Annotated in this window: 23 protein-coding genes and 1 pseudogene; 15 read left to right on the top strand and 9 right to left on the bottom strand. The window is 43.9% G+C overall.

Annotated elements, in window-relative coordinates:
• Positions 1-29: 29 nt before the first annotated feature.
• From A8708_RS08180 to A8708_RS08160, 5 genes are all read left to right on the top strand, one after another.
• Positions 30-1148: a stalk domain-containing protein gene (locus A8708_RS08180; RefSeq protein ID WP_068662983.1), complete on the top strand. Its 1119-nt coding sequence runs from the start codon at positions 30-32 to the stop codon at positions 1146-1148.
• Between the two features lie 139 nt (positions 1149-1287).
• Positions 1288-1608, top strand: coding sequence for an SPW repeat domain-containing protein (locus tag A8708_RS08175; protein ID WP_068662982.1), 321 nt, complete (start codon positions 1288-1290; stop codon positions 1606-1608).
• A 183-nt stretch (positions 1609-1791) separates the two neighbouring features.
• Positions 1792-2340 (top strand): cysteine hydrolase family protein, encoded by a 549-nt coding sequence (locus A8708_RS08170; RefSeq protein WP_068662981.1) that lies wholly within the window; start codon positions 1792-1794, stop codon positions 2338-2340.
• 72 nt (positions 2341-2412) lie between these two features.
• Complete coding sequence (locus tag A8708_RS08165) at positions 2413-3858, top strand: nicotinate phosphoribosyltransferase (protein ID WP_068663039.1); 1446 nt, start codon at positions 2413-2415, stop codon at positions 3856-3858.
• A 155-nt stretch (positions 3859-4013) separates the two neighbouring features.
• The gene (locus A8708_RS08160; protein ID WP_068662980.1) at positions 4014-4853 is read left to right on the top strand and encodes an aldo/keto reductase; all 840 of its coding nucleotides are present in this window, start codon (positions 4014-4016) and stop codon (positions 4851-4853) included.
• An 807-nt stretch (positions 4854-5660) separates the two neighbouring features.
• Here the strand turns inward: A8708_RS08160 and A8708_RS08155 are convergent.
• Positions 5661-6464: a hypothetical protein gene (locus A8708_RS08155; protein ID WP_239696589.1), complete on the bottom strand. Its 804-nt coding sequence runs from the start codon at positions 6462-6464 to the stop codon at positions 5661-5663.
• 151 nt (positions 6465-6615) lie between these two features.
• Positions 6616-6828 carry a hypothetical protein gene (locus A8708_RS08150; RefSeq protein ID WP_157264600.1) on the bottom strand — a complete coding sequence of 71 codons (213 nt, stop codon included), beginning with the start codon at positions 6826-6828 and terminating at the stop codon, positions 6616-6618.
• Between the two features lie 237 nt (positions 6829-7065).
• Here A8708_RS08150 and A8708_RS08145 point away from each other — a divergent pair, with 237 nt between their 5' ends.
• The 5 genes from A8708_RS08145 to A8708_RS08125 all read left to right on the top strand — a co-directional run bounded on the left by A8708_RS08145 (position 7066) and on the right by A8708_RS08125 (position 11430).
• On the top strand, positions 7066-8013 hold the full coding sequence (locus A8708_RS08145) for an ABC transporter ATP-binding protein (protein ID WP_068662978.1): 948 nt from the start codon (positions 7066-7068) through the stop codon (positions 8011-8013).
• Entirely contained in the window at positions 8010-9113 is a 1104-nt protein-coding gene (locus A8708_RS08140; RefSeq protein WP_068662977.1) for an ABC transporter permease, read from the top strand. The genes A8708_RS08145 and A8708_RS08140 overlap by 4 nt, the downstream gene beginning before the upstream one ends.
• A gap of 155 nt (positions 9114-9268) precedes the next feature.
• The gene (locus A8708_RS08135) at positions 9269-9859 is read left to right on the top strand and encodes a DUF1989 domain-containing protein (protein WP_068662976.1); all 591 of its coding nucleotides are present in this window, start codon (positions 9269-9271) and stop codon (positions 9857-9859) included.
• 71 nt (positions 9860-9930) lie between these two features.
• Positions 9931-10557 carry a LysE family translocator gene (locus A8708_RS08130; protein ID WP_068662975.1) on the top strand — a complete coding sequence of 209 codons (627 nt, stop codon included), beginning with the start codon at positions 9931-9933 and terminating at the stop codon, positions 10555-10557.
• A 99-nt stretch (positions 10558-10656) separates the two neighbouring features.
• Positions 10657-11430 (top strand): YqcI/YcgG family protein, encoded by a 774-nt coding sequence (locus A8708_RS08125; RefSeq protein ID WP_068662974.1) that lies wholly within the window; start codon positions 10657-10659, stop codon positions 11428-11430.
• A 119-nt stretch (positions 11431-11549) separates the two neighbouring features.
• Here the strand turns inward: A8708_RS08125 and A8708_RS08120 are convergent, their stop codons facing one another.
• Positions 11550-12188: a spore coat protein gene (locus tag A8708_RS08120; protein WP_068662973.1), complete on the bottom strand. Its 639-nt coding sequence runs from the start codon at positions 12186-12188 to the stop codon at positions 11550-11552.
• 195 nt (positions 12189-12383) lie between these two features.
• Between A8708_RS08120 and A8708_RS08115 the strand changes: the two genes are divergently transcribed.
• The gene (locus A8708_RS08115) at positions 12384-12950 is read left to right on the top strand and encodes a Uma2 family endonuclease (RefSeq protein WP_420848537.1); all 567 of its coding nucleotides are present in this window, start codon (positions 12384-12386) and stop codon (positions 12948-12950) included.
• A gap of 57 nt (positions 12951-13007) precedes the next feature.
• Here the strand turns inward: A8708_RS08115 and A8708_RS08110 are convergent, their stop codons facing one another.
• The 3 genes and pseudogenes from A8708_RS08110 to A8708_RS08100 all read right to left on the bottom strand — a co-directional run bounded on the left by A8708_RS08110 (position 13008) and on the right by A8708_RS08100 (position 14251).
• On the bottom strand, positions 13008-13184 hold the full coding sequence (locus A8708_RS08110; protein WP_068662971.1) for a YjfB family protein: 177 nt from the start codon (positions 13182-13184) through the stop codon (positions 13008-13010).
• 150 nt (positions 13185-13334) lie between these two features.
• Positions 13335-13970, bottom strand: a pseudogene (locus tag A8708_RS08105) (SpoVR family protein); the annotation flags it as partial.
• 71 nt (positions 13971-14041) lie between these two features.
• On the bottom strand, positions 14042-14251 hold the full coding sequence (locus A8708_RS08100; RefSeq protein ID WP_068662970.1) for a hypothetical protein: 210 nt from the start codon (positions 14249-14251) through the stop codon (positions 14042-14044).
• Between the two features lie 105 nt (positions 14252-14356).
• Here A8708_RS08100 and A8708_RS08095 point away from each other — a divergent pair, with 105 nt between their 5' ends.
• Complete coding sequence (locus tag A8708_RS08095; protein WP_068662969.1) at positions 14357-15847, top strand: recombinase family protein; 1491 nt, start codon at positions 14357-14359, stop codon at positions 15845-15847.
• A gap of 237 nt (positions 15848-16084) precedes the next feature.
• On the opposite strand, the gene A8708_RS08090 is transcribed toward A8708_RS08095, so the two are convergent.
• Together A8708_RS08090 and A8708_RS08085 are read right to left on the bottom strand one after the other, a co-directional pair.
• Positions 16085-16432: a hypothetical protein gene (locus tag A8708_RS08090; RefSeq protein ID WP_239696588.1), complete on the bottom strand. Its 348-nt coding sequence runs from the start codon at positions 16430-16432 to the stop codon at positions 16085-16087.
• A 4-nt stretch (positions 16433-16436) separates the two neighbouring features.
• Positions 16437-16688, bottom strand: a complete 252-nt coding sequence (locus tag A8708_RS08085) for a hypothetical protein (RefSeq protein WP_068662968.1) — start codon at positions 16686-16688, stop codon at positions 16437-16439.
• A gap of 78 nt (positions 16689-16766) precedes the next feature.
• On the opposite strand from A8708_RS08085, the gene A8708_RS08080 reads away from it, so the two are divergent.
• Both A8708_RS08080 and A8708_RS08075 read left to right on the top strand, forming a co-directional pair.
• On the top strand, positions 16767-17162 hold the full coding sequence (locus tag A8708_RS08080) for a MerR family transcriptional regulator (RefSeq protein WP_057304368.1): 396 nt from the start codon (positions 16767-16769) through the stop codon (positions 17160-17162).
• A gap of 12 nt (positions 17163-17174) precedes the next feature.
• Positions 17175-17507, top strand: coding sequence for a YnfA family protein (locus tag A8708_RS08075; RefSeq protein ID WP_068662967.1), 333 nt, complete (start codon positions 17175-17177; stop codon positions 17505-17507).
• 213 nt (positions 17508-17720) lie between these two features.
• Here the strand turns inward: A8708_RS08075 and A8708_RS08070 are convergent, their stop codons facing one another.
• Positions 17721-18578, bottom strand: coding sequence for a hypothetical protein (locus A8708_RS08070; protein ID WP_068662966.1), 858 nt, complete (start codon positions 18576-18578; stop codon positions 17721-17723).
• A gap of 233 nt (positions 18579-18811) precedes the next feature.
• Between A8708_RS08070 and A8708_RS34740 the strand changes: the two genes are divergently transcribed.
• Positions 18812-19525: a restriction endonuclease gene (locus A8708_RS34740; RefSeq protein WP_082927338.1), complete on the top strand. Its 714-nt coding sequence runs from the start codon at positions 18812-18814 to the stop codon at positions 19523-19525.
• The last annotated feature ends 13 nt before the right edge of the window (positions 19526-19538 follow it).

Genomic DNA, 19538 nt, shown 5'->3' with positions numbered 1-19538 from the left:
CACGATAACTCAGAAGGAGTGCATAGCAAATGAAAAAGAATCCTTGGAACATGTTGAAAATCGGTGTTGTTGGTTGCGCAGTACTCGTAGGTGTGAGTGCTTCGGTAGGGCCAGTTGCGAGTATAGTTTCAGCAGCTGCTGCCGTTGTTGCTGTCTCCACAACGACATCGTCAGTGCCTGTTGTCGTTAAAGAAGTAGTGCTTACATCCAAGAGTAAAGACCTAACGACGAATATCAAAGTACCGCAGTTGAGCGGAATGCTCGATACCAAATACCAAGACGAACTGAATAACACGATCCTCGCACATGCGAATGAAGATTTAGTAAGTTGGGAGAAGCAAGCTGCAGAGGCGGCAGCAGCTGCCAAAGATAAGGGGTATACATACCGTCCCTACGGCCTTACGATCGTGTACACATTAAAATCCGATGGGTCAGGCTATCCTTCAGGTGTAGTTTCCCTTACGGTCACTTCGTATGGAGAAACAGGTGGTACTGGCATGCCGAAAGTGGACACGTATAATGTGCTGAATGCAGGGATAGCTCAACGTGTAACGCTGCAGGATCTGCTTGGTGCGGACTACAAAGCAACTGTGAATGCAGGTGTCATTGCCAAGATGAAGGAGGAACCGCAATATTTCTTTCCGGATCAATTTAAAGGAATTGATTCAGATCAAGGCTTCTTTGTAGAAAAAGGGGTGGCGGTTGTTGTATTTCCCAAATATGCCATTGCAGCTGGTGTGGCTGGAAGTCCAGAATTCCGTTTCACTTTGCCTTCTAATCTGACCATTCAACCGAATACTACTCCACTACCTGGTACCGACAAAGTGAAAGTAGAGTTGTCAACGAGTGATGTCGAACAGAATGCGGATGGCGTTTCACTTGTTCCTTTCCGCAAAGTAGCTGAAGGATTGGGTTACACCGTGAAATGGAATCAGGCAACGTATGGGGCAGAACTATCGAAAGGTGCCCAGTGGACGAGTGTGAGTGTGGGGAAAGATAGCTATTTCTATGCCAAAATGGCGCCAGTTGCGCTGGGAGCGGCTCCGGTCATTCTGAATGATACCCTCTTTGTGCCTACTAAATTTGTGTCAGATATTCTAAAAGCTGAAGTGACAATTGATTCAAAAGGGATTCATATCGTGCAATAATTGCGTGGAAAAACTTGAGTAATCATTAATAATAAGCCTTCAAATGCCGATTCAGGTGTTTTGAAGGCTTTTTACCTAACACGTTATTGAAAGCGTTTGCATATACTGTAACATCCCGCATGTAGGAGGTGTGATCGGTATGTATCTCAAAAATAGTTTATCAGCACTTATGGGTCTTTGGTTTCTGTTGACTCCGTGGGTGTTTGGATTCGGGGATGTAACCAATGCGCTGTTCACCTGTGCGCTGTTCGGAAGTCTACAATTCGTAAGTTCGATGCTTGCGTTAGGAAAAACAGGGAAGCACATGTGGCAGAACTGGGTTTGTGTCGGCTGCGGAGTCGTATTTATCGTGTTTCCTAATGTGTATCACCTAACGTTCATGGCATTTTTCTCTTTCGTTGCTCTAGGGTTTATGACGATTCTTATTAATTACGCCAATCTGTATCCAGATTCCCAATAAATTCTTCATGTGCCTATTGAAAAGTGATTTTAATTATGTCATAATGACTTTATCGAGATGTGGTTATGAAATGGATGAAAGCTCGACTGCCTTAGCTGTTTGTTGTACAGTTAGGCTTCTCTTTTTATTCATTGATAAAGTCGTTATAATAATATTAAATATACAATATAAGGAGTGGAGACTATGAAAGCCTTGATACTGATCGATTACACGGTGGATTTTGTAGTGGGTAAACTGCCTTGCGGGGAGCCTGCTATTGCGATAGAAACTCGGTTGTGTGCGTTGACCCAAAGCTTTGTTACGGAGCGAGACTTTGTTGTGATGGCAGTTGATTTGCATGAGGAAGGAGATCCCCTCCATCCGGAGACGGCGTTATTTCCACCTCATAATCTACGTGAGACGGATGGCAGAGAGCTATATGGTTGTCTAAAAGAAGTGCATGAAGCTCATAAAGATGCAATGTATTGGATGGATAAAACGAGATACAGCGCATTCTGCGGGACGGATCTGGAACTGCAGCTTCGAGCAAGAGGGGTTCAGGAAATTCATTTAGCAGGTGTGTGTACAGATATCTGTGTCTTACATACAGCGGTGGATGCGTATAATAAAGGTTTCTCCCTCGTTATTCATGAGGATGCGGTTGCTAGCTTTGATGCGAATGGTCATGTGTGGGCATTGCGGCATTTTGAGAAGACGTTAGGGGCTAAAGTTGTTCATGGTTGGAAAAATTAAGTAAAATGGTGATAGGGAAGATGAAAGTATAGTTGCAGGATGGGGAGGATGGACGTAATGAATTGGCAAACGATGAATGCGATGAATAACTTGACGCTGCACACAGACAAATACCAAATTAACATGATGTACGCTCACTGGTTACAGGGAACACATACCGAGAGAGCTGTGTTTGAGGTGTATTTCCGAAAGTTGCCTTTTGATGGCGGATATGCCGTGTTCGCTGGGTTGGAACGGGTGATTCATTATGTACAAAACTTGCACTTCGGTGAGGAAGAAATCGCATATTTGCGGGAGCAAGAGGAGAACTACAAGGAGGAGTTCCTTGATGCCCTTCGTGCCTTTTCGTTCCAAGGCGATATCCAAGCCGTTCCCGAGGGGACGCTTGTTTTCCCCAATGTGCCGCTTGTTCGAGTGATTGGCAGCATATTCGAAGCGCAGCTGGTTGAGACGTCGATTCTCAACTTCGTGAACTTCCAGACGCTCATCGCGACGAAAGCCTCGCGGATGAAGGGGGTTGCTCCGCATGATGTGCTGATGGAGTTCGGCACACGCCGTGCACAGGAGGCTGACGCCGCCATCTGGGGCGCAAGAGCCGCCTATATCGCGGGGTTCCACGCGACATCGAACCTTAGAGCCGGGATGCTGTTCGGCATCCCGACCAAAGGCACGCACGCGCATGCGTGGGTGCAGGCCCACGACACGGAAGCGGACGCCTTCCGTGCTTACGCGGAGGCCCTGCCCGAGCAGGTCACGCTGCTCGTGGACACCTACGACACGCTGCGCAGCGGCGTGCCGAATGCCATTGCGACGGCGCGGCAGCTCGCGAGCCGCGGCAAGCGCTTGAACGCCATTCGCCTCGACAGCGGCGATTTGGCGTATCTGTCCCAGCAGGCGCGGCGTCTGCTGGATGAGGCGGGCTTTCCGGAGGTGAAGATTGTGGCATCCAATGACTTGGATGAGCACATCATCGCCGGGCTGAAAGCCCAAGGGGCTAAGATCGACAGCTGGGGCATCGGCACCCAGCTGATTACAGCCGCCGACCAGCCGGCGCTGGGCGGGGTGTATAAGCTTGTTGCCCGTGAGAAGGACGGCACGCTAGTGCCGGTCATTAAGATTTCGGGCAACCCCGAGAAGGTGACGAATCCTGGTTTCAAGGAAGCCTACCGGATTATGAATAAGGCGACGGGCAAAGCGGAAGCGGATTATTTGGCTTTGCAGGATGAGGTCGATATTCGAGAAGGGCAGCGGATTAAGCTATTCGACCCCATCCATCCGTATCTGTTCAAGTACATCGAGAATTATGAGGCAGTTCCATTGTTAAAGTCGATTTTCGAGGGTGGGAAGTTGGTGTATGAGCTCCCTACTTTGGAAAGCATACGTGACTACCATGCCGAGCAAATGCAGACTGTTTGGCCGCAATATTTGCGGATGTTGAATCCCGAGGTATATCGTGTCAATTTGAGTGCTGCCTTGTGGCAGTTGAAAATGGATTTGATCCATGCACATCAAGACTAGCTTGCTTATTATGAAGTGCGAGTCCTGCAACTTGCAGTTCCAGTCGTCCGTATCGCGCAAAACTTGGGGATATCCGACTTCGATGGTATGATTAAAAGGAGCTACACGGCAAAGATGCGCTCATTCTAATCTTATTCCGATGGAGGTTACTGCTAATGTCTACGAAAGCGAATCAAGCATTGACGACTGGGGTTACACTCAATAATGGTATACATATGCCTTGGCTGGGTCTCGGTGTTTATAAAACCAAAGAAGGCCAAGAGGTTATCGGGGCGGTTCAAACCGCTTTGCAATTAGGTTATAGAAGCATTGATACGGCAGCAGTTTATCGCAACGAAGAAGGCGTTGGCCAAGGTCTTCGTCAGAGCGGTGTTCCGCGTGACGAGATTTTCGTAACCACGAAGGTGTGGAACGCGGATCAAGGATACGAGTCCACACTGCAAGCGTTTGAAGCAAGCCGCAAACGGCTTGGTTTGGAGACGATTGATCTGTACTTAGTGCACTGGGCTGTCTCCGCAACCTACCGTGAAACGTGGAAAGCATTGGTCCACCTTTACAAAGAAGGGCATGTTCGCGCAATTGGTGTGAGCAATTTCCAGATCTCTCATTTGGAACATGTGATGGAAGACACGGGTGTAGTGCCTGCCGTTAATCAAGTGGAGTATCATCCGGAGCTCTCTCAAAAGGATTTACTCATGTTTACTCGTGAACACGGTATCCAATTGGAAGCGTGGAGCCCGCTTATGCAGGGCAGACTAGATCATCCTGCATTGGCGCAGCTTGCGGCTAAATACGGCAAATCTCCAGCACAAATAGTGCTGCGTTGGGATATTCAGCATGGTGTCGTTACGATACCGAAGTCTGTGACGGAACATCGAATTCGTGAGAATGCGGATATTTTCGATTTTGAGTTAAGCGCTGAAGATATGGCTTTGGTGGATGCTTTGAATATCAACAAACGTATTGGACCGGATCCCGATCATGTGACATTCTAATTTGTATGAATTGACAAGAGGAAACGCCTGTAGGCATAGGGGTTTCCTCTTTTTGCCACTTCAACCAATACCGTCTTGCCTTCCCGCTGCTCCCAACAATGATTAGCTGTACTTTTTCCATCTAATCGTAAAATCACAGGTGATGTGTGGATATTAGCTGTAGATTATACAGTTAATCGAAGGCTAGCTACTTAACTGATGCTACTTCTGCTACTCATTCAACTAATACTGTCACTTCTACTTCTGCTTCTACTTTTACTTTTACTTCTACTTCTACTCATTCAACTAATATTGTCACTTCTACTTCTGCTAAAACAACTCCTACTATCACTTTAATTAATACCGTCTTCAGTGGTACAAGATCATAGCAAATAACTGGAAAATCTACAGTTAAAATTGCTGAAATGAACCTGAATTTCCTAATAACTGTAAAAAGTACAGTTAATTCCGAGCAGAACCGTCGAAAAGGGCATATAACAGTGAAATAGATGGAGATTTTCCATCTATTTGCTCAATTTGGTATAAATTAATGAAAATAGATGGAGGTTTTACAGTTAATAGGTGCACGGCCGGCCCGATAGCGTGTGGTGTCTGGTTTCAATTTTCTGGTATCTGGTTTCAGGTGTCTGGTGTCTGGTTTCAGGTGTCTGGTTTCAGGTGTCTGGTTTCAGGTGTCAGGTGTCAGGTGTCTGGTTTCAGGTGTCAGGTGTCAGGTGTCTGGTTTCTGGTGTCGAGGTACCTGGTATCTAGTGTCCGCTCTTCTCAAGCCAACACCCTTGATCCAATATCCCGCCGACCTCCCTCCACTCATTTCAACAAAGCGATCATCTGGTACACCTCGCGGTGATCGCCGGGCAGCAAGAAATTCGCGACCTTGAGCTGAGAAGAGCCATCGCCATCAAGGAACAGGCCATCGACTAGCTGTTTTTCGCCTACCTGCTCTTGCACAGCTGTACGGAACTCTTCGCCCGTGCACGGGGTAGGCGCAACGACCAGATACACGTTGTTCATTCGATCATACACAATGCCGGATCGCATGCGCTTCTCGTTAATGACAGGCATTTCTTCGGAAATGGCCTGCTCCGCCCACCCCCATGGATTCGTGAGTCCCATGCTCACGCCTCCCTGCGCCCAATACCGAGTGCGGTCCTGTACCTGCAGCTCACCCGCATTTTCGACAACTTGGACGGTAAAGGTTTGTGCCTTCTCATCCCACACGAGTGTTCCACGTTTCCGATCCGTGTTGTACCAGCCCGAGCCGTAGTCGCCAGGTTGCCCCTTCACAGGGAGATCATTGGTCACGGCAATGCTAAGCAGATACCCCTGCCAGAAAAATCCGCCATTAATCCCATTGTCCTGCCGATCGGTCACATTGGCCGTAATGGCTTTAAGTCCGATGTTTTGAGGTGTGGTTTGGATCACATGAAGCAGCACGCCGTTCGAAGCGGGTTTGATGCTATATGCAGCACTTGCTTGTGGAGGCGGCCCAGTGGTGGTGTGAAAGCCCCAAATTAAGGTCCAGACGAAACTGATGGTCGCGATAAGTAGATAGATTAGTAGCTGAGCAGCATGTACTTTAAATAGACGAGTAAGGTGCATAGATTTCTCCATCCCAGCTGTAGTGGTCTTATTTCTATCAGTCTATGAAAAAATAGTAGGGATATGCCTATTTATCTACGAAAATCTACGAAAAAAAACGCTTACGAAGGAATCTACCATTCGTAAGCGTTCGTTACGCAACTGCTATGTACCACGTTGAAAATTAGAAAATCGGAATACGTGCCTTATTGCCATCCTTGGCATATAAAATCGCTTCTGAGCTGAATAAATCTACTCGCTCTAACGAATTAACTAAATTCATGACGGTGAATTTGTTATGGCGAAGTGCGTTGATCAAAGAGGGAATTAACTTATGGTCCGTGCCGACGAAATTAACGGAAATCGGCTTCTTATTGAATAAAATATTCATTCTCACTTCAACACATCTCCTTCTGGTTTTATACTAGTAGATATTAAGATTATCATACCTTTCTCAATAAGTTCGTCGATTGGCGTTGTCGGAATTCCACTAGTTCTGTCAGTTGATATGTTTATTCTGTTAAGTTGCTCTAGGTGATCATGGGTGCTTGCGACCCTGGATAGACGGCGTATACGTTTATTTTGTATGATAGGATGAGTTACGTAAAATTTGGAAGCGGAGGGGGCTAGCTTGATGGAGTCTTCACATATCGTTATTGAAGCGGATGGTTTAATTAAGAATTATGGATCCTTCCAAGCTGTGCGAGGGGTTAATTTCCAAGTCTATCAAGGCGAGGTGTTCGGTTTGCTTGGCCCTAATGGTGCTGGGAAAACGACTACGATGGAAATGATCGAAGGGCTGCGGAAGCCTGACGGCGGTCGAGCTATTGTGGCTGGTTATGATACACAGAAGGATTTGGGCAAGGTGAAGGAAGTCATCGGCGTTCAATTGCAATCAACTTCGTTATTTGAGTTGTTGACGGTTGAGGAAATTATGCGGATGTATGCTAGTTTCTATCCTAGCTCTGTTCCGATTGGTCCACTGTTAGAAGATATGACGTTAGTTGATAAAAGAAACGGCCGAGTCAAGCATCTATCCGGCGGGCAAAAGCAGCGGCTTGCCATTGGTCTTGCGCTGCTGAATGATCCTAAGGTCATCTTCTTGGATGAGCCTACGACGGGGTTGGATCCGACAGCAAGACGTACGCTGTGGGAAATTATTTTGAAACTGAAGGAGCGAGGCAAAACAATTGTGCTATCCACGCATTATATGGAGGAAGCGCATGTGCTTTGCGATCGTATCTGTTTAATGGATCAGGGGAAAGTCGTCGCATTGGATACACCTCGTAAACTAGTAAGCTCCTTGCAATCAGATAGCGCGATTGAATTCAGGTTGCAAGATTTGGCAGAAGCGGACCAAACCGCTGTCCTTCAGGAGCTTCGCGATATTCGTGAAGTCAAGGGCATTGACGTGCGTAAAGATGTGTTCGTTCTTTATACGGACAAACTGCAGGAGTCACTTATTGATCTCGCTCAGAAAAGCGCTGGCGGCAGATGGCAATTGGCTGACTTGCAGACACGAACGGCTACGCTCGAAGATGTGTTTATTTCCATGACCGGAAGGAGCTTGAAAGCAGAATGAATGCCTATATTCAATTGACGTTAAGCCAACTTCGGTTTTTTGTTCGGAATCGACAAGTGCTTGTGTTCACGTTGTTCATGCCGCTTTTCTTCATGATTATGCTCGGCTCCTTTCTTGGCAAAGGTAATGATATCATCGTCGATGGCGTCGTCATTGATCAGGATCAAAGTGCGGAATCGAGAGTCATGGTGGAGGCGCTGCAAGCGAATCCTATTTTGAAGCTAAAACCTGCAGAGGATATGGATATGTCACTCCAGCAGCTCAAGCACGGGGATCAGAAGTTAGTTGTCGTTATTCAGAAGAATTACGGAGAAGCCGTTGCGAAAAAGGGAGCGGACAGCTCGAAGGCGAGCTTCTTGCAGGTATATTACGATCAGACGAACCAGCAGAGTGCACAGATTGGTTTGCAAACGATAGGTCAAGTGGCAGATGGCGTTTCTAAGCAAATGTCCAATTATATGCCCATTGTCAAAGTTGAACCGGTTGGTGTGCAAGCGCTGCAGCTACGCTACATTGATTTCCTCGTACCGGGTATTCTGGCAATGATGATCATGACCAACAACTTAAATGGCGTTTCGGGACAAATTGCTTCATGGCGTGAGCGCGGTGTGCTGCGACGTATGCAAAGTACGCCACTGAAGGCATCTACGTTTATCGCCGCGCAGATAACTGCGCGCCTTGTGATGAACACGGCGCAAGCCTTAATCGTGCTGCTTGTCGGTGCTTTGATTTTTGGCACACAGGTTAATGGCTCGTGGTGGCTGCTCATGCTGTTCGTTGTCATGGGGACATTGACGTTCATGTCTATCGGTTTCATCATTGCTGGTTTAGCCAAAACGCCAGAGAGTGTAGGGCCGATTTCCGGGTTGATCTCATTTCCGCTCATGTTCTTAGGCGGTGTATTTTTCTCGATCTCCAGCATGCCAGAGTTTTTGCAGCCCATTGTGAAATCGATTCCGATTACGCAGCTCAGCACCGCCCTTCGGCAAATTATGAATGTGGGCGCGGGCATTGGGGATCTGTGGCAGGAAGGGCTGTTTCTGGCTATCTGGCTAGTCGTGTCTTTCATTGTGGCGACATTTACGTTTAAGTGGGAGTAGGCGAAGCGGGTTGCCTGCAAAGAGAAAGTTCAATCTCTCTGAGATTGGGCTTTTTCTTTGTGTCACCGAAGGATTTCCATAGAAGTTTTTCTCATAAATCCGCAAACCAAATGCCATACTGTAAGGTGAACTTACCAATGAGCAGGAGGACTTGAATGAGCAAACAGCATTGGCAAATCCCAGCTACAGAGGGACTCGGTCTCCATCTCAAGAAGGGCCAAGTGATTCGAGTTACAGATGTAGAGGGAGAACAAGTTGCCGACTTTGTAGCCTATCGTGAGGATGATATCAGTGAGCGGCTAGACCCCACTGTTACCATGGACGCTTTACATTCGATGAAAGTGAAGCCAGGGGATACCATCTACTCCAATAAATATACCCCTATGCTCACGATTATAAAGGATACGGTGGGACAGCACGATTGGATTAACTCGGCCTGTCGGCCCGAAATGTATGCGCTGCTGTACAATAAGCAAGATCACACCAGTTGTTATATGAATTTAAATGCTGCACTGTCACCCTTTGACATCCCTGCCCCTGATCAACATTATCCATTTAATATATTCATGAACACCGTCATTGGGCCTTCTGGACAAATTAGTGTTGAAAAACCGCTATCTCAAGCAGGAGATTATATTGAGCTTCGTGCAGAAATGGACCTCATTGTGGCTATATCGGCTTGCCCATGCTCAGAAAGCCTTTGCAATGGGTACCATTGTACACCGATTCGCGTTGATATTCTTTGAGATCTTCTATTGAACTTGCGCCTCTCATACAATAACTTGTACAAGTTATCTGATATTCAGGGGGCGAGGTTATGCATGCTTTTTTCACGTATCTACTTCTTGGAATTTCATTATCGGCACCTATCGGTCCTATTAATGCTGCTCAACTCGACAAAGGAGCTAGATATGGCTTTACTGCCGCGTGGTTGATCGGATTAGGCGCGATGTGTGCCGATTTGCTGTATATGCTGTTGATCTATTTTGGTTTAGCCCATTTCTTGACCACTCCGTTTATGAAAACATTTCTATGGTTATTTGGCTGTTTTGTTCTTCTCTACACGGGCGTGGATACGCTTAGAAACGTGAAAATACCCCAGAATGACAACCCCCGCGAGGTTCAATCCAGCGTAAGTTCTTTCCGATCCGGATTTATTATGGCTCTTACCAATCCGCTAAATATCTTGTTTTGGCTCGGTATTTATGGCTCTATTTTAGCCGAAAGTGTACAGAATTATGGCCTTAAGCAGGTGCTTTGGCATACCTCAGGTATCTTTGTAGGCATCCTTTTGTGGGATGTGGCTATGTCCACGCTAGCTAGCTCCTTTCACAAATTCGGCAACCGCACGACACTGAGAATGATTTCTGCTCTAGCTGGGCTTTCTCTCATAGGATTCGGTATGTATTTTGGCTATCAGGCCTTTAAGCAGTTAACGGGTTAGTCAGAAGTCAATATCTCCATCAACCTTAGACCGTGATACTCACCCATCCAATCTCCTTCGCATAGTATGCTTCGTACTCACGAAGGAGGTTATTTCGACATGACTGATCTCTATGCCAAAGACTGGCTTGATGCACATATAAACACCCTTGCCGAATGGCAGCAAGATGCCTTCCATCAATTCGCAAAGATGATTGCGGATCCAGGCAATACGTATCCTTGTATCCCTGGACGTCAAGGATTTCTTACTAACAATCTGCGCTTTGGCTTTGCTGCGGATCCAAGATCAGAACAAGCTGCCCTTGACGTATTGGAGCTCTTGCAAGCCTATGGCCGTTGTTCAAGGGAAACTGGTAAATTTGCTTCACTGGTTATTTTTTTCCAAACACCCGCAGACATGCTGAATAGCTTCTCAGTAGAAGACTACGAGGAGCTATTTTGGTCTGTTCTAAGTGGAGTCAGCGCTAGAGATGGGGCGCCATTGCCTGCGCATATTTCAAAGGATCCTTCGCACCATTCTTGGGAATTTTGTTGTGATGGGGAGCCCTATTTCTCTTTTTGCGGGACACCTGCCCACATCGTTAGAAAGAGCCGCATGTTTCCACATTTCCTCATTGCCTTCCAACCGCGATGGGTCTTTGAAGAAATCAATGATTCGACCCCTTTTGGTCGTCATATGAAAAAGCGCATTCGCCAAAAATTAGAGGCATACGATGGAATCCCCGCACATCCTTCTCTGAAATGGTATGGGCAAGAGGACAACCACGAATGGAAGCAATACTTTTTGCGTGATGATGAAAGCGTCCCTTCTAAATGTCCTTACACGTATATGAAAAATAAACTAAAAGCCGTAGGTGTGCTTTTTCATAAATAAAATATCTGGAGTAGCCGCATAGTCACTATACGTAATTCCCCCCCATATCTCTGGCTAGAAAAAATGAGAAAGCCCAAACAGCTGCCTTAAGGCCGCTGCTGGGCTTCATAAGCTGTTACCTAGTGCACAGAGGATGCCCCTCTGTTATTTGGGGGCATTTGTGGTGTACCAGCTGCGGGAACGAATGCTGTCAGCATGCTTTGCATATCCGAAGCTTCTAATTGTGGCACCTGATAATAGGCCAGTCTATTTTGATATAGAAAGATTTCATAAGCCATTTCGATGAAATTTTGCACCTGAGAAGCTAATACACGCCGAACGACGGGATTCGTCACTTCTACTGCTGTCATGGTTAGCAACGAGGCATGTGTTTTGACCAGACCGAGCATATGCCCGCTTATCCCCGCATCTTTCACATCAGAGAGTGACTGGTTTGGCTTTTTCGGTTGGGACGGTTGAATGCCATAGATTGGATCCGATAATTGCCGAATCATGTACGTGGACGTTTCTTGGCTTGGCTTTTGCCCTGTTGTGAAACACTTAACCGTTAGATTGTATTGGGCAAGCGTGAACTGGTATTGACGATCCAGAATGTCCAGCAGCTCGCTGTCTTGTACAAACTGCCTGAACATCATGAATTGATCCAATACATTAATGGTACAGGCCAACACTTCATGTAAATCAAAAAGCTCATGACCGCCGTGGTTTGTAGACAGCGTAGTTTGCGTAGGGGAATTGGGTTGTATTTGCTGCTGCATAACGAAGTCTCCTTTGATGTTGAGGTAATGTAACTTCGTTAATGTTAGCTTTAGTTCGTTGGTTTATGCATGGTTGCAACTTCATCAGGTAATGCTCAGTCATATAGGAGCCGCGAGTGTGAAAATTGGCAACGACTCACTTGATCGTGCTACAATTAGTACACGATAAACACAATCAGAAGGAGGCCCAACATCGTGTCAAATCCAGATGAGAAGAAATTTCACACCTATCAAGATTGGCTGACATGGGACGGAGCATGGGAGTTAATTAATGGCAAATCCTATAACATGTCACCGGCTCCGACATCATTGCATCAATATATTGTAGGAGAGCTTTATTATGCTCTACGGACTTTTTTACAGAATCGGAATTGCTTTGTTTTTGTGGCTCCATTCGATGTGTTTTTTAGCGAAAGTGAAGAATATAAGTCGCCTGATCATGTCGCTCAACCCGATCTCTCGGTCGTTTGCTCGAAGGATCAAATTGCAAAAAATGGCTGCCAAGGTGCTCCAACTTTAATCATTGAAGTGTTGTCCCCATCTACGGCATTGAAAGACTTTAATGAGAAGTTCAATCTATATCAGAAATATGGGGTACAGGAGTATTGGATTGTCGATCCAGGAAATCGAACAGTTCACGTATACTGGCTGAAGGATGGCAGCTACCAGGTACAGCATTTATATACAGAAGGGGATACAATCCATTCCTTCATATTTAAAGATTTGCAGATGCCGCTAAATATGTTATTTAGCCTAGAATAAGTGGGAATAAGTAAGGGATCTACATCGCCGAAGGCGAACGTAGATCCCTTATTTGCTTTAAACTTTTATATCAAGATTGCCACCTAAGTTCGGCTGTACACTGCGTTCAATTAATTGGACCATTTGCTGGCCTTGTTCCGTCATTTGTTCTTTCGCCATTTTCAATACGCTTATTCCAACTGCTTGGGATAAATCGTTCTGGGCAAATGACATTGACATAGCTGGAATGTCCATGAGGTTCCTCCTTAATTTCTGAGTATCTGACCCTTTCTATATCGGAATATTGGTCTGCTATTTTTAGTGAGATTAATTAAAGTGAGGAATTAGGAGCTTGTTATACAAGAAAACCTCAAAAGCCCAACCCTTCACGGGTTGGGCTTTCTCTCACAAGAATCTCCGATGATGCTTCTTCCCATCAAAACTAAACAACACTGGCTTATCCTCCACCATCGTATGCATATGAATGGTTTTACCCCACAGCTTATAAATATATGGCAGCGTTCGCTCGACATATTTCAGATCCAGCTCCACGCCTTCAAAAGCATGCTTCAGATACAACTCGCCGTTGCGCTGATAATCGCCATCCTCCACGACGATGTAGGGAAAACCGCCGTTTACTCGGGAGTAAATGAGCTGATCCCGCGTATTTTCCCACGTTTTGTCTGTTATTTTCCACTCAGGCCCTTTCTTCTCGAACACGTACAGATCTAGTTCTTCAACTAGCGGCTTATTCAAATAGTTACGGATAAACGAAGTATCTGACTCGTATTCGCGAACTTCGAAGATCTTCTTCCGACCTTGCCCAGGTACACGACCGAATCTGCGGATTTCCTCTTCTGTTGGTGCATCCCAGTGTTTCTCGATGTCCTCGAATATTTTGACACCCAGATAATAAGGATTTAGGGAATGGCGAGAGGGAACGACGACGGAGGAGTTCAGCTTGGAGTATTCGATCGTTTCTTCCTCGGTCAAATCCATTTCACGCAGGATGTGTTGATGCCAGTATGATGCCCAGCCTTCCGTTCACTAAGGAGCTTAATAAATAAATAAGACTTTAAATAAAAAAACGAGCCGATATCGGCTCGCCCCCCTCAAAGTTTACATGTAATAGAGAAGGTCAGTTGATCTGCGTCTTCAGGTCCGATGTGTTCTGCTAATAGGGATTGAGATGCTGTATGAATAAGTAGTTGAGCCCAACTGATCAAATCCTCTTGAAACTCTGGTTGCAGTTCATCTAGACCTTTGAAGGAGGTGGTTCCATGTTCACTTGTTACGCTGAAAGTAACACGGATGGGCTCCAAAGGATCACCTCATTACATATCTATGCATTGAGGGGGCGAGACTAGCCTTTTTATTTCATTGAAAATACGTTTCAGTAATAAGCTATTAGTGGTGGTGGTACAAGGATGAAGAAGACTCAAGAACATAAGGACATCAAAGGTGAAGTGGCAACGCGATATCTGGCAATCTACGTTCGTGTATCAACCGATGAACAAGCAAGGGAAGGCTTATCACTTGGAGAACAAGAAGATCGCCTTAAATCTTATTGTAAGGCATTAGGCTGGACAACAGAGGTTAAGGTATTTATTGAGGATGGATATTCTGCTAAAAGCATTGATCGCCCAAAATTAAACGAATTATTATCAGAAGTAAAAGAGGGCTTAATTTCGAAAGTCATCGTAACTAAGTTAGACCGGATGAGTCGTAAGCTTCTTGATTTGCTTAACCTAATTGAACTGTTTCAGGATTATAACGTTTCATTTGTTTCGATTTCTGAGTCATTTGATACAAATACACCAGCTGGGAGATTAACACTTCAAGTTTTGGGTGCTGTTGCTGAATTCGAACGTGAACGTAATAGTGAACGTGTATTTGAAAACATGTTTCATGCTTCAAAAGGAGGGAAATGGCTCACGCAGCCACCTTACGGGTATGATCTAATTGATAAAGAACTTGCTATTAATCAAGAAGAAGAAGTTATTGTTCGCAGAATTTTTAACGAGTATCTGCGCAAGGGTTACTCCTACTTGAGAATTGCTACAGGTTTAAATAAGGAAGGCGTGGAAGCCAAGTATGAGAGAGGGTGGTCTCATCGAACTGTAAAGTTGATGTTACTGAATCCTGCCTACAAGGGAACGCTTGTTTGGAATCGTGTGAATGCGAAGAAGAAAAAGAGAGAAGAGAAGGATGAGAAAGACTGGGTAGTGGTTGACAATTGCGTGCCAGTTATCGTTGATAAAGAAACCTGGGATCATGTGCAAAGGAAAATGGCATTAAATCCAGGCGTTGCGCCGCGAGCTGTATCTAGCCCACATTTGCTGGGTGGTCTCCTAAAATGCGGGCATTGCGGTTATGGAATGAGTGTATCGAACTCTGGTTCCAAGGATCGACGATATAGAGTATATCGATGCTCTGCAAATAAAAACAAAGGCATGTGTATCAGCAAACAATATCGAGCTGATGAAGTTGAAGCTTGGTTTAAAGAAGGATTAGGGATACTCTTTGAAAAATGCATTCCATCTATTTCCCTATCCATGAGAAGAAAATTTGCTGAAAACAAGCGTACTGAACTAGAGAAGAAAGTGCAGTCTTCAAAAGCAAGGTACAATCGAAAGGTTGAAGCTTACAGCAGTGGATTAATTGAAATTGATGACTTGAAACAAGAAAAAGTCAGGTATGATGAAGTACAGGAGCTGCTCAATAACTATCAGGAAGATGAGGTACACGTCTACGATGTTAAGGAGCTTGAATCTTTAGTACAAAATCGAATAAAAACAGTCGTCGATGCAATAGATGTTTTGCCGATTGAAGAAGCTAAACCACTGTTACACACTTTGGTGGAAAAAGTAATTGTAAAGGGAGAGCGGGATATCGAGATTGGTTTAATTTCGATATAAATGATTAGAAAATTGGAGACAACAGGAGCCATGATGGGCAAGCTCATTGTGGCTCCTTTTTTAATCAACGGGTCTATGGAGTATACTATACTGTGATAATAAAGTATTAGACTGACTCAGAAATACAAAACAGCAGTAGCCATGGACTAGAAAATAAAGTCCTAGAATGCTGCTGTTTTTTTGAACAAACGTTCATCGTTAACTTAATGATTTGCTCTCATAATTATTAAGTACACACTATCTATCGTTCGTTGTAGTAATCAAAGTAATCATATCGTTGATTTCTGAACGTAAGAATGATTTTGCATCTTCGGTTCCAGTTAATTGAAGGAAAACAGGCTCATCTTCGCTACTTGCTGTCACCGTAAAAGTTAAAAACGGACAGCATTTCCTCTCTAGACTAATCCAATCATACAGAATGCGAAGCGTTTCCGAGTCGCCGGGAAATTGATATTGGAAACCTGCTTCAATCTCCATTACAGCCGTCCTTCTTTTTTCTAATTCGCCCCAAGCATCTTTGTAATTCATCCGCTCTACTTTCGTAAAAACGGAGTGGCAGCAAGCAACAGGCACTTCATTTTTCATATGCTTAGCTCCTTCCACTAGCACAAGACTTGCAGTTGCAACCTGGCTTCATGCAAGATGTTCCATTTGCCTTTCGGCGCTGATATACAACAACTGCCACCGTAATAAGAACGAGAGCCAATATCGCAATCACTACAGGATTTAAAAAGAAAGAAGATATGCCAAGAACAGCTGCGCCACCAAGTAAAGGCACTGCACAACAAAGCGCGCATGCTCCAAGAATACCAAGCCCTGCTAACCATTCACTTTTTTTCATTTACGCCACCACCTTATTAATATTATAATTACATCATAATACTTAAAGCTTACTTTAAGTCAAGTGAGGTGCATATAAATGTCAGAACTTAGTATTGGTCAACTAGCAGCTAAAGCAGATGTGAATCCATCGACCCTTCGATATTATGAATCCATTGGACTGTTACCAAATACAGACCGTAAAAATGGTCAGCGTCGCTATAGCGAGAGCCTTTTGGAGCGAATTACATTTATAAAAATAGCACAGCATACCGGGTTTACGATTCCAGAAATTGCGGTTTTGCTTGAAGGATTTGAAACAATCCCTACATCGGATAGATGGGAAGAGATGGCTAGAGAAAAACGCGCTCAGCTTGAAGAGAAAAAGAAACAAATTAATTCGATGATTCAAATTTTAGACGATGGCTTAAAATGCAAATGCCTCACTTGGTCTGAATGCTTTGATAAAATAAAGACCACCGGCACTTGTTCATAGCGAAAGGAGTAAATGATTTTGTTCTTAACTATCTTAATATTCATTATCGCAGGACTTGCCGAAATTGGCGGTGGGTACATGGTATGGCTATGGTTGCGGGAGTCAAAGCCTCTCTGGTATGGTATCTTCGGAAGCCTCATCCTTGTCGCTTATGGCATCATTCCAACGTTGCAGAGTTTCCCATCATTTGGTCGAGTCTACGCAGCATACGGCGGCGTGTTTGTTGTTCTTGCTGTGCATTGGGGTATGTTTATCGATAAAAAAACACCCGATATGTACGATTGGATAGGCGCTGCTGTTTGCATTGTAGGCGTGTCTATAATGCTATGGGCTCCAAGAAGTTAGTAGATTCATAATATTCAAAATCTCAAGCTACCAACACGTTAAACTGCCCTTTAGCTTAACAAAAAGAGACCCACAGCAACGGGCTGTGGGTCTAAGTTTATTTTAAAGGGGGTCGACTTTTATTATCATCTTTAATGATTAATGCCAGATGAAAATAAGATTTCAATCATGTAACAAATATTTAACTCTCATTCACGTTAGTTGAACGATTCATTATTGCTTAAATAGTTTATCAAAGTTTTGAACTGATATTCCTGGTTCAATCATTATCCCACTTGCTTGGTCTATCGTTCCTGGGCAATTAAAAACAGTAAAATTACGATCTTTTAATCCTTTTTTATAATGAACAACCACATCAAACGAATCATTTGAAGGATCACAACTTTTTGATGCAATCAATTTATGGGATGTGTTGATTTCATTTACAATCTGATTAGCTTGCTCACCTAGAAGAACTAAACTTCCAAGAACCTTATTTGGAGGTTGCTTTTTCATTACAATTATATATTCTGGATTCACTGAAAGAGGCTTAAATGTCTCACCGCTAATCTCTCGTTTCCGTTTGTCGTAAAAGGTTTGGTATGCTTTCTCATAATCATTTGGTTCAAAGATTACATCATTGTTACCAAATCTCATACCATCATATACTTGAACTTTGCCTTTTTTAATTACACAAATACTATTAGCATACGCTAGTGATATTCCGCTACTTTCATAATTCCTTAACAACAGCATAACTTTTGTGCCTTTTTTGGGGAAATTAAAGTCAACACCATCTGTACGCATGATATCTGTTCGAATATCGTTCTGTAATACAATTTCCTTTTGAGCCATATCGCCTTTTAGGACGGACTCGATTGATATCGTTACTTCCTTGTGTGTAGCTGTATTTTCTGCATCTCGTTTTTTTGTAGTAACGTCTTTTTTAATTTCTCCAACAACAATATAATCCGAGATACGAATCATATCTTGTGGAGAGAATACGGACATTTTCGCTCTTAACTGCGGTAGAAAAGGATTTAACAATGTCAGACAAACCAATCCCATAAGAAATAATCCAGTTTTCCTCATATTGCTCCTCCAGCCAAAAATGGGTCTGTTATACAATAACAACATCCCCTGTTGAAGCAACTAATATTCAATATTTAACATATCTGCTGCCCGGTAGTTGAGGGACCACCACGTGAGATAAATACTTTATTTTCACCGAATATGTAGAGCATAAAGATTTTTAAGAGATGCCACTAATTATATAACCCTAGTCCACATATGATTAGACAACTACTAATTTGGCGGGTGTTGCAATGGGGAGAAGACGTGGAAGTAATAACAATGCTCTCGAAGCATTAGGTACGATTGTTATTTTCGCATTGATTGCTTCGTTTGTATTAAAGGCATTTAAGAGATGGAGTTTGGAGAAGATTAACTATTTTGTTGTATTTATTACACACATTTCACGAACTCAATGGGCATTGGGGATAGTTTTATTTATTTGTGTTACTGCCATTTTTATAATACTGATTTACCAAATGAAGTCCAGGAGAGAAGAAAGAAGAAAAGAAGAGGAAGTAAAGTGGAAATTGAATCAGGAAGAAAAGCTATTCAAAAAAAACCTAGAAGAGACACAACGTCAAATTAAACATATTCGTCATTATCGTACTTTAAATGAATTAAAAAGTATGAATCCTTATGCGTTTGAAGAATATATTGCTGACCTCTATAGGCGGAAGGGATACAAGGCGAAAGTTACAAAGCGTACAGGTGATGGTGGCAAAGACATCATTCTCACGAAGGATGGTGTTTTATCGATTGTTGAATGTAAACGTTACAACGAAACAAAAGTTGGGCGCCCTGAAATCCAAAAATTCCACAGTGCAATCATTGATGAGCGTGCAAAAGAAGGATTTTATATCACAACAGGGAACTTTACGAATCCGGCAATTGATTATGTAAAAGACAAGCCGATTAGGCTTATTAACGGAAATCATTTGCTAAAATTAATAGATGAAGTATCCTAAAATTAAAAATGTA

Origin of the sequence: Paenibacillus oryzisoli (assembly GCF_001653565.1) — a bacterium.
In the GTDB taxonomy this organism is placed as follows: Bacteria; Bacillota; Bacilli; order Paenibacillales; family NBRC-103111; genus Paenibacillus_E; species Paenibacillus_E oryzisoli.
Note: the sequence above shows the minus strand (reverse complement) of the source record. Positions and strands in the feature narration are given on the sequence as shown.

What these genes read in the sequence shown, in the direction of transcription:
- A8708_RS08180 (WP_068662983.1), top strand. Translation starts at nt 30, where the DNA reads ATGAAAAAGAATCCTTGGAACATGTTGAAAATCGGTGTTGTTGGTTGC.
- A8708_RS08175 (WP_068662982.1), top strand. Translation starts at nt 1,288, where the DNA reads ATGTATCTCAAAAATAGTTTATCAGCACTTATGGGTCTTTGGTTTCTG.
- A8708_RS08170 (WP_068662981.1), top strand. Translation starts at nt 1,792, where the DNA reads ATGAAAGCCTTGATACTGATCGATTACACGGTGGATTTTGTAGTGGGT.
- A8708_RS08165 (WP_068663039.1), top strand. Translation starts at nt 2,413, where the DNA reads ATGAATGCGATGAATAACTTGACGCTGCACACAGACAAATACCAAATT.
- A8708_RS08160 (WP_068662980.1), top strand. Translation starts at nt 4,014, where the DNA reads ATGTCTACGAAAGCGAATCAAGCATTGACGACTGGGGTTACACTCAAT.
- A8708_RS08155 (WP_239696589.1), bottom strand. Translation starts at nt 6,464, where the DNA reads ATGGAGAAATCTATGCACCTTACTCGTCTATTTAAAGTACATGCTGCT.
- A8708_RS08145 (WP_068662978.1), top strand. Translation starts at nt 7,066, where the DNA reads ATGGAGTCTTCACATATCGTTATTGAAGCGGATGGTTTAATTAAGAAT.
- A8708_RS08140 (WP_068662977.1), top strand. Translation starts at nt 8,010, where the DNA reads ATGAATGCCTATATTCAATTGACGTTAAGCCAACTTCGGTTTTTTGTT.
- A8708_RS08135 (WP_068662976.1), top strand. Translation starts at nt 9,269, where the DNA reads ATGAGCAAACAGCATTGGCAAATCCCAGCTACAGAGGGACTCGGTCTC.
- A8708_RS08130 (WP_068662975.1), top strand. Translation starts at nt 9,931, where the DNA reads ATGCATGCTTTTTTCACGTATCTACTTCTTGGAATTTCATTATCGGCA.
- A8708_RS08125 (WP_068662974.1), top strand. Translation starts at nt 10,657, where the DNA reads ATGACTGATCTCTATGCCAAAGACTGGCTTGATGCACATATAAACACC.
- A8708_RS08120 (WP_068662973.1), bottom strand. Translation starts at nt 12,188, where the DNA reads ATGCAGCAGCAAATACAACCCAATTCCCCTACGCAAACTACGCTGTCT.
- A8708_RS08110 (WP_068662971.1), bottom strand. Translation starts at nt 13,184, where the DNA reads ATGGACATTCCAGCTATGTCAATGTCATTTGCCCAGAACGATTTATCC.
- A8708_RS08095 (WP_068662969.1), top strand. Translation starts at nt 14,357, where the DNA reads ATGAAGAAGACTCAAGAACATAAGGACATCAAAGGTGAAGTGGCAACG.
- A8708_RS08090 (WP_239696588.1), bottom strand. Translation starts at nt 16,432, where the DNA reads ATGAAAAATGAAGTGCCTGTTGCTTGCTGCCACTCCGTTTTTACGAAA.
- A8708_RS08085 (WP_068662968.1), bottom strand. Translation starts at nt 16,688, where the DNA reads ATGAAAAAAAGTGAATGGTTAGCAGGGCTTGGTATTCTTGGAGCATGC.
- A8708_RS08080 (WP_057304368.1), top strand. Translation starts at nt 16,767, where the DNA reads ATGTCAGAACTTAGTATTGGTCAACTAGCAGCTAAAGCAGATGTGAAT.
- A8708_RS08075 (WP_068662967.1), top strand. Translation starts at nt 17,175, where the DNA reads ATGATTTTGTTCTTAACTATCTTAATATTCATTATCGCAGGACTTGCC.
- A8708_RS08070 (WP_068662966.1), bottom strand. Translation starts at nt 18,578, where the DNA reads ATGAGGAAAACTGGATTATTTCTTATGGGATTGGTTTGTCTGACATTG.
- A8708_RS34740 (WP_082927338.1), top strand. Translation starts at nt 18,812, where the DNA reads ATGGGGAGAAGACGTGGAAGTAATAACAATGCTCTCGAAGCATTAGGT.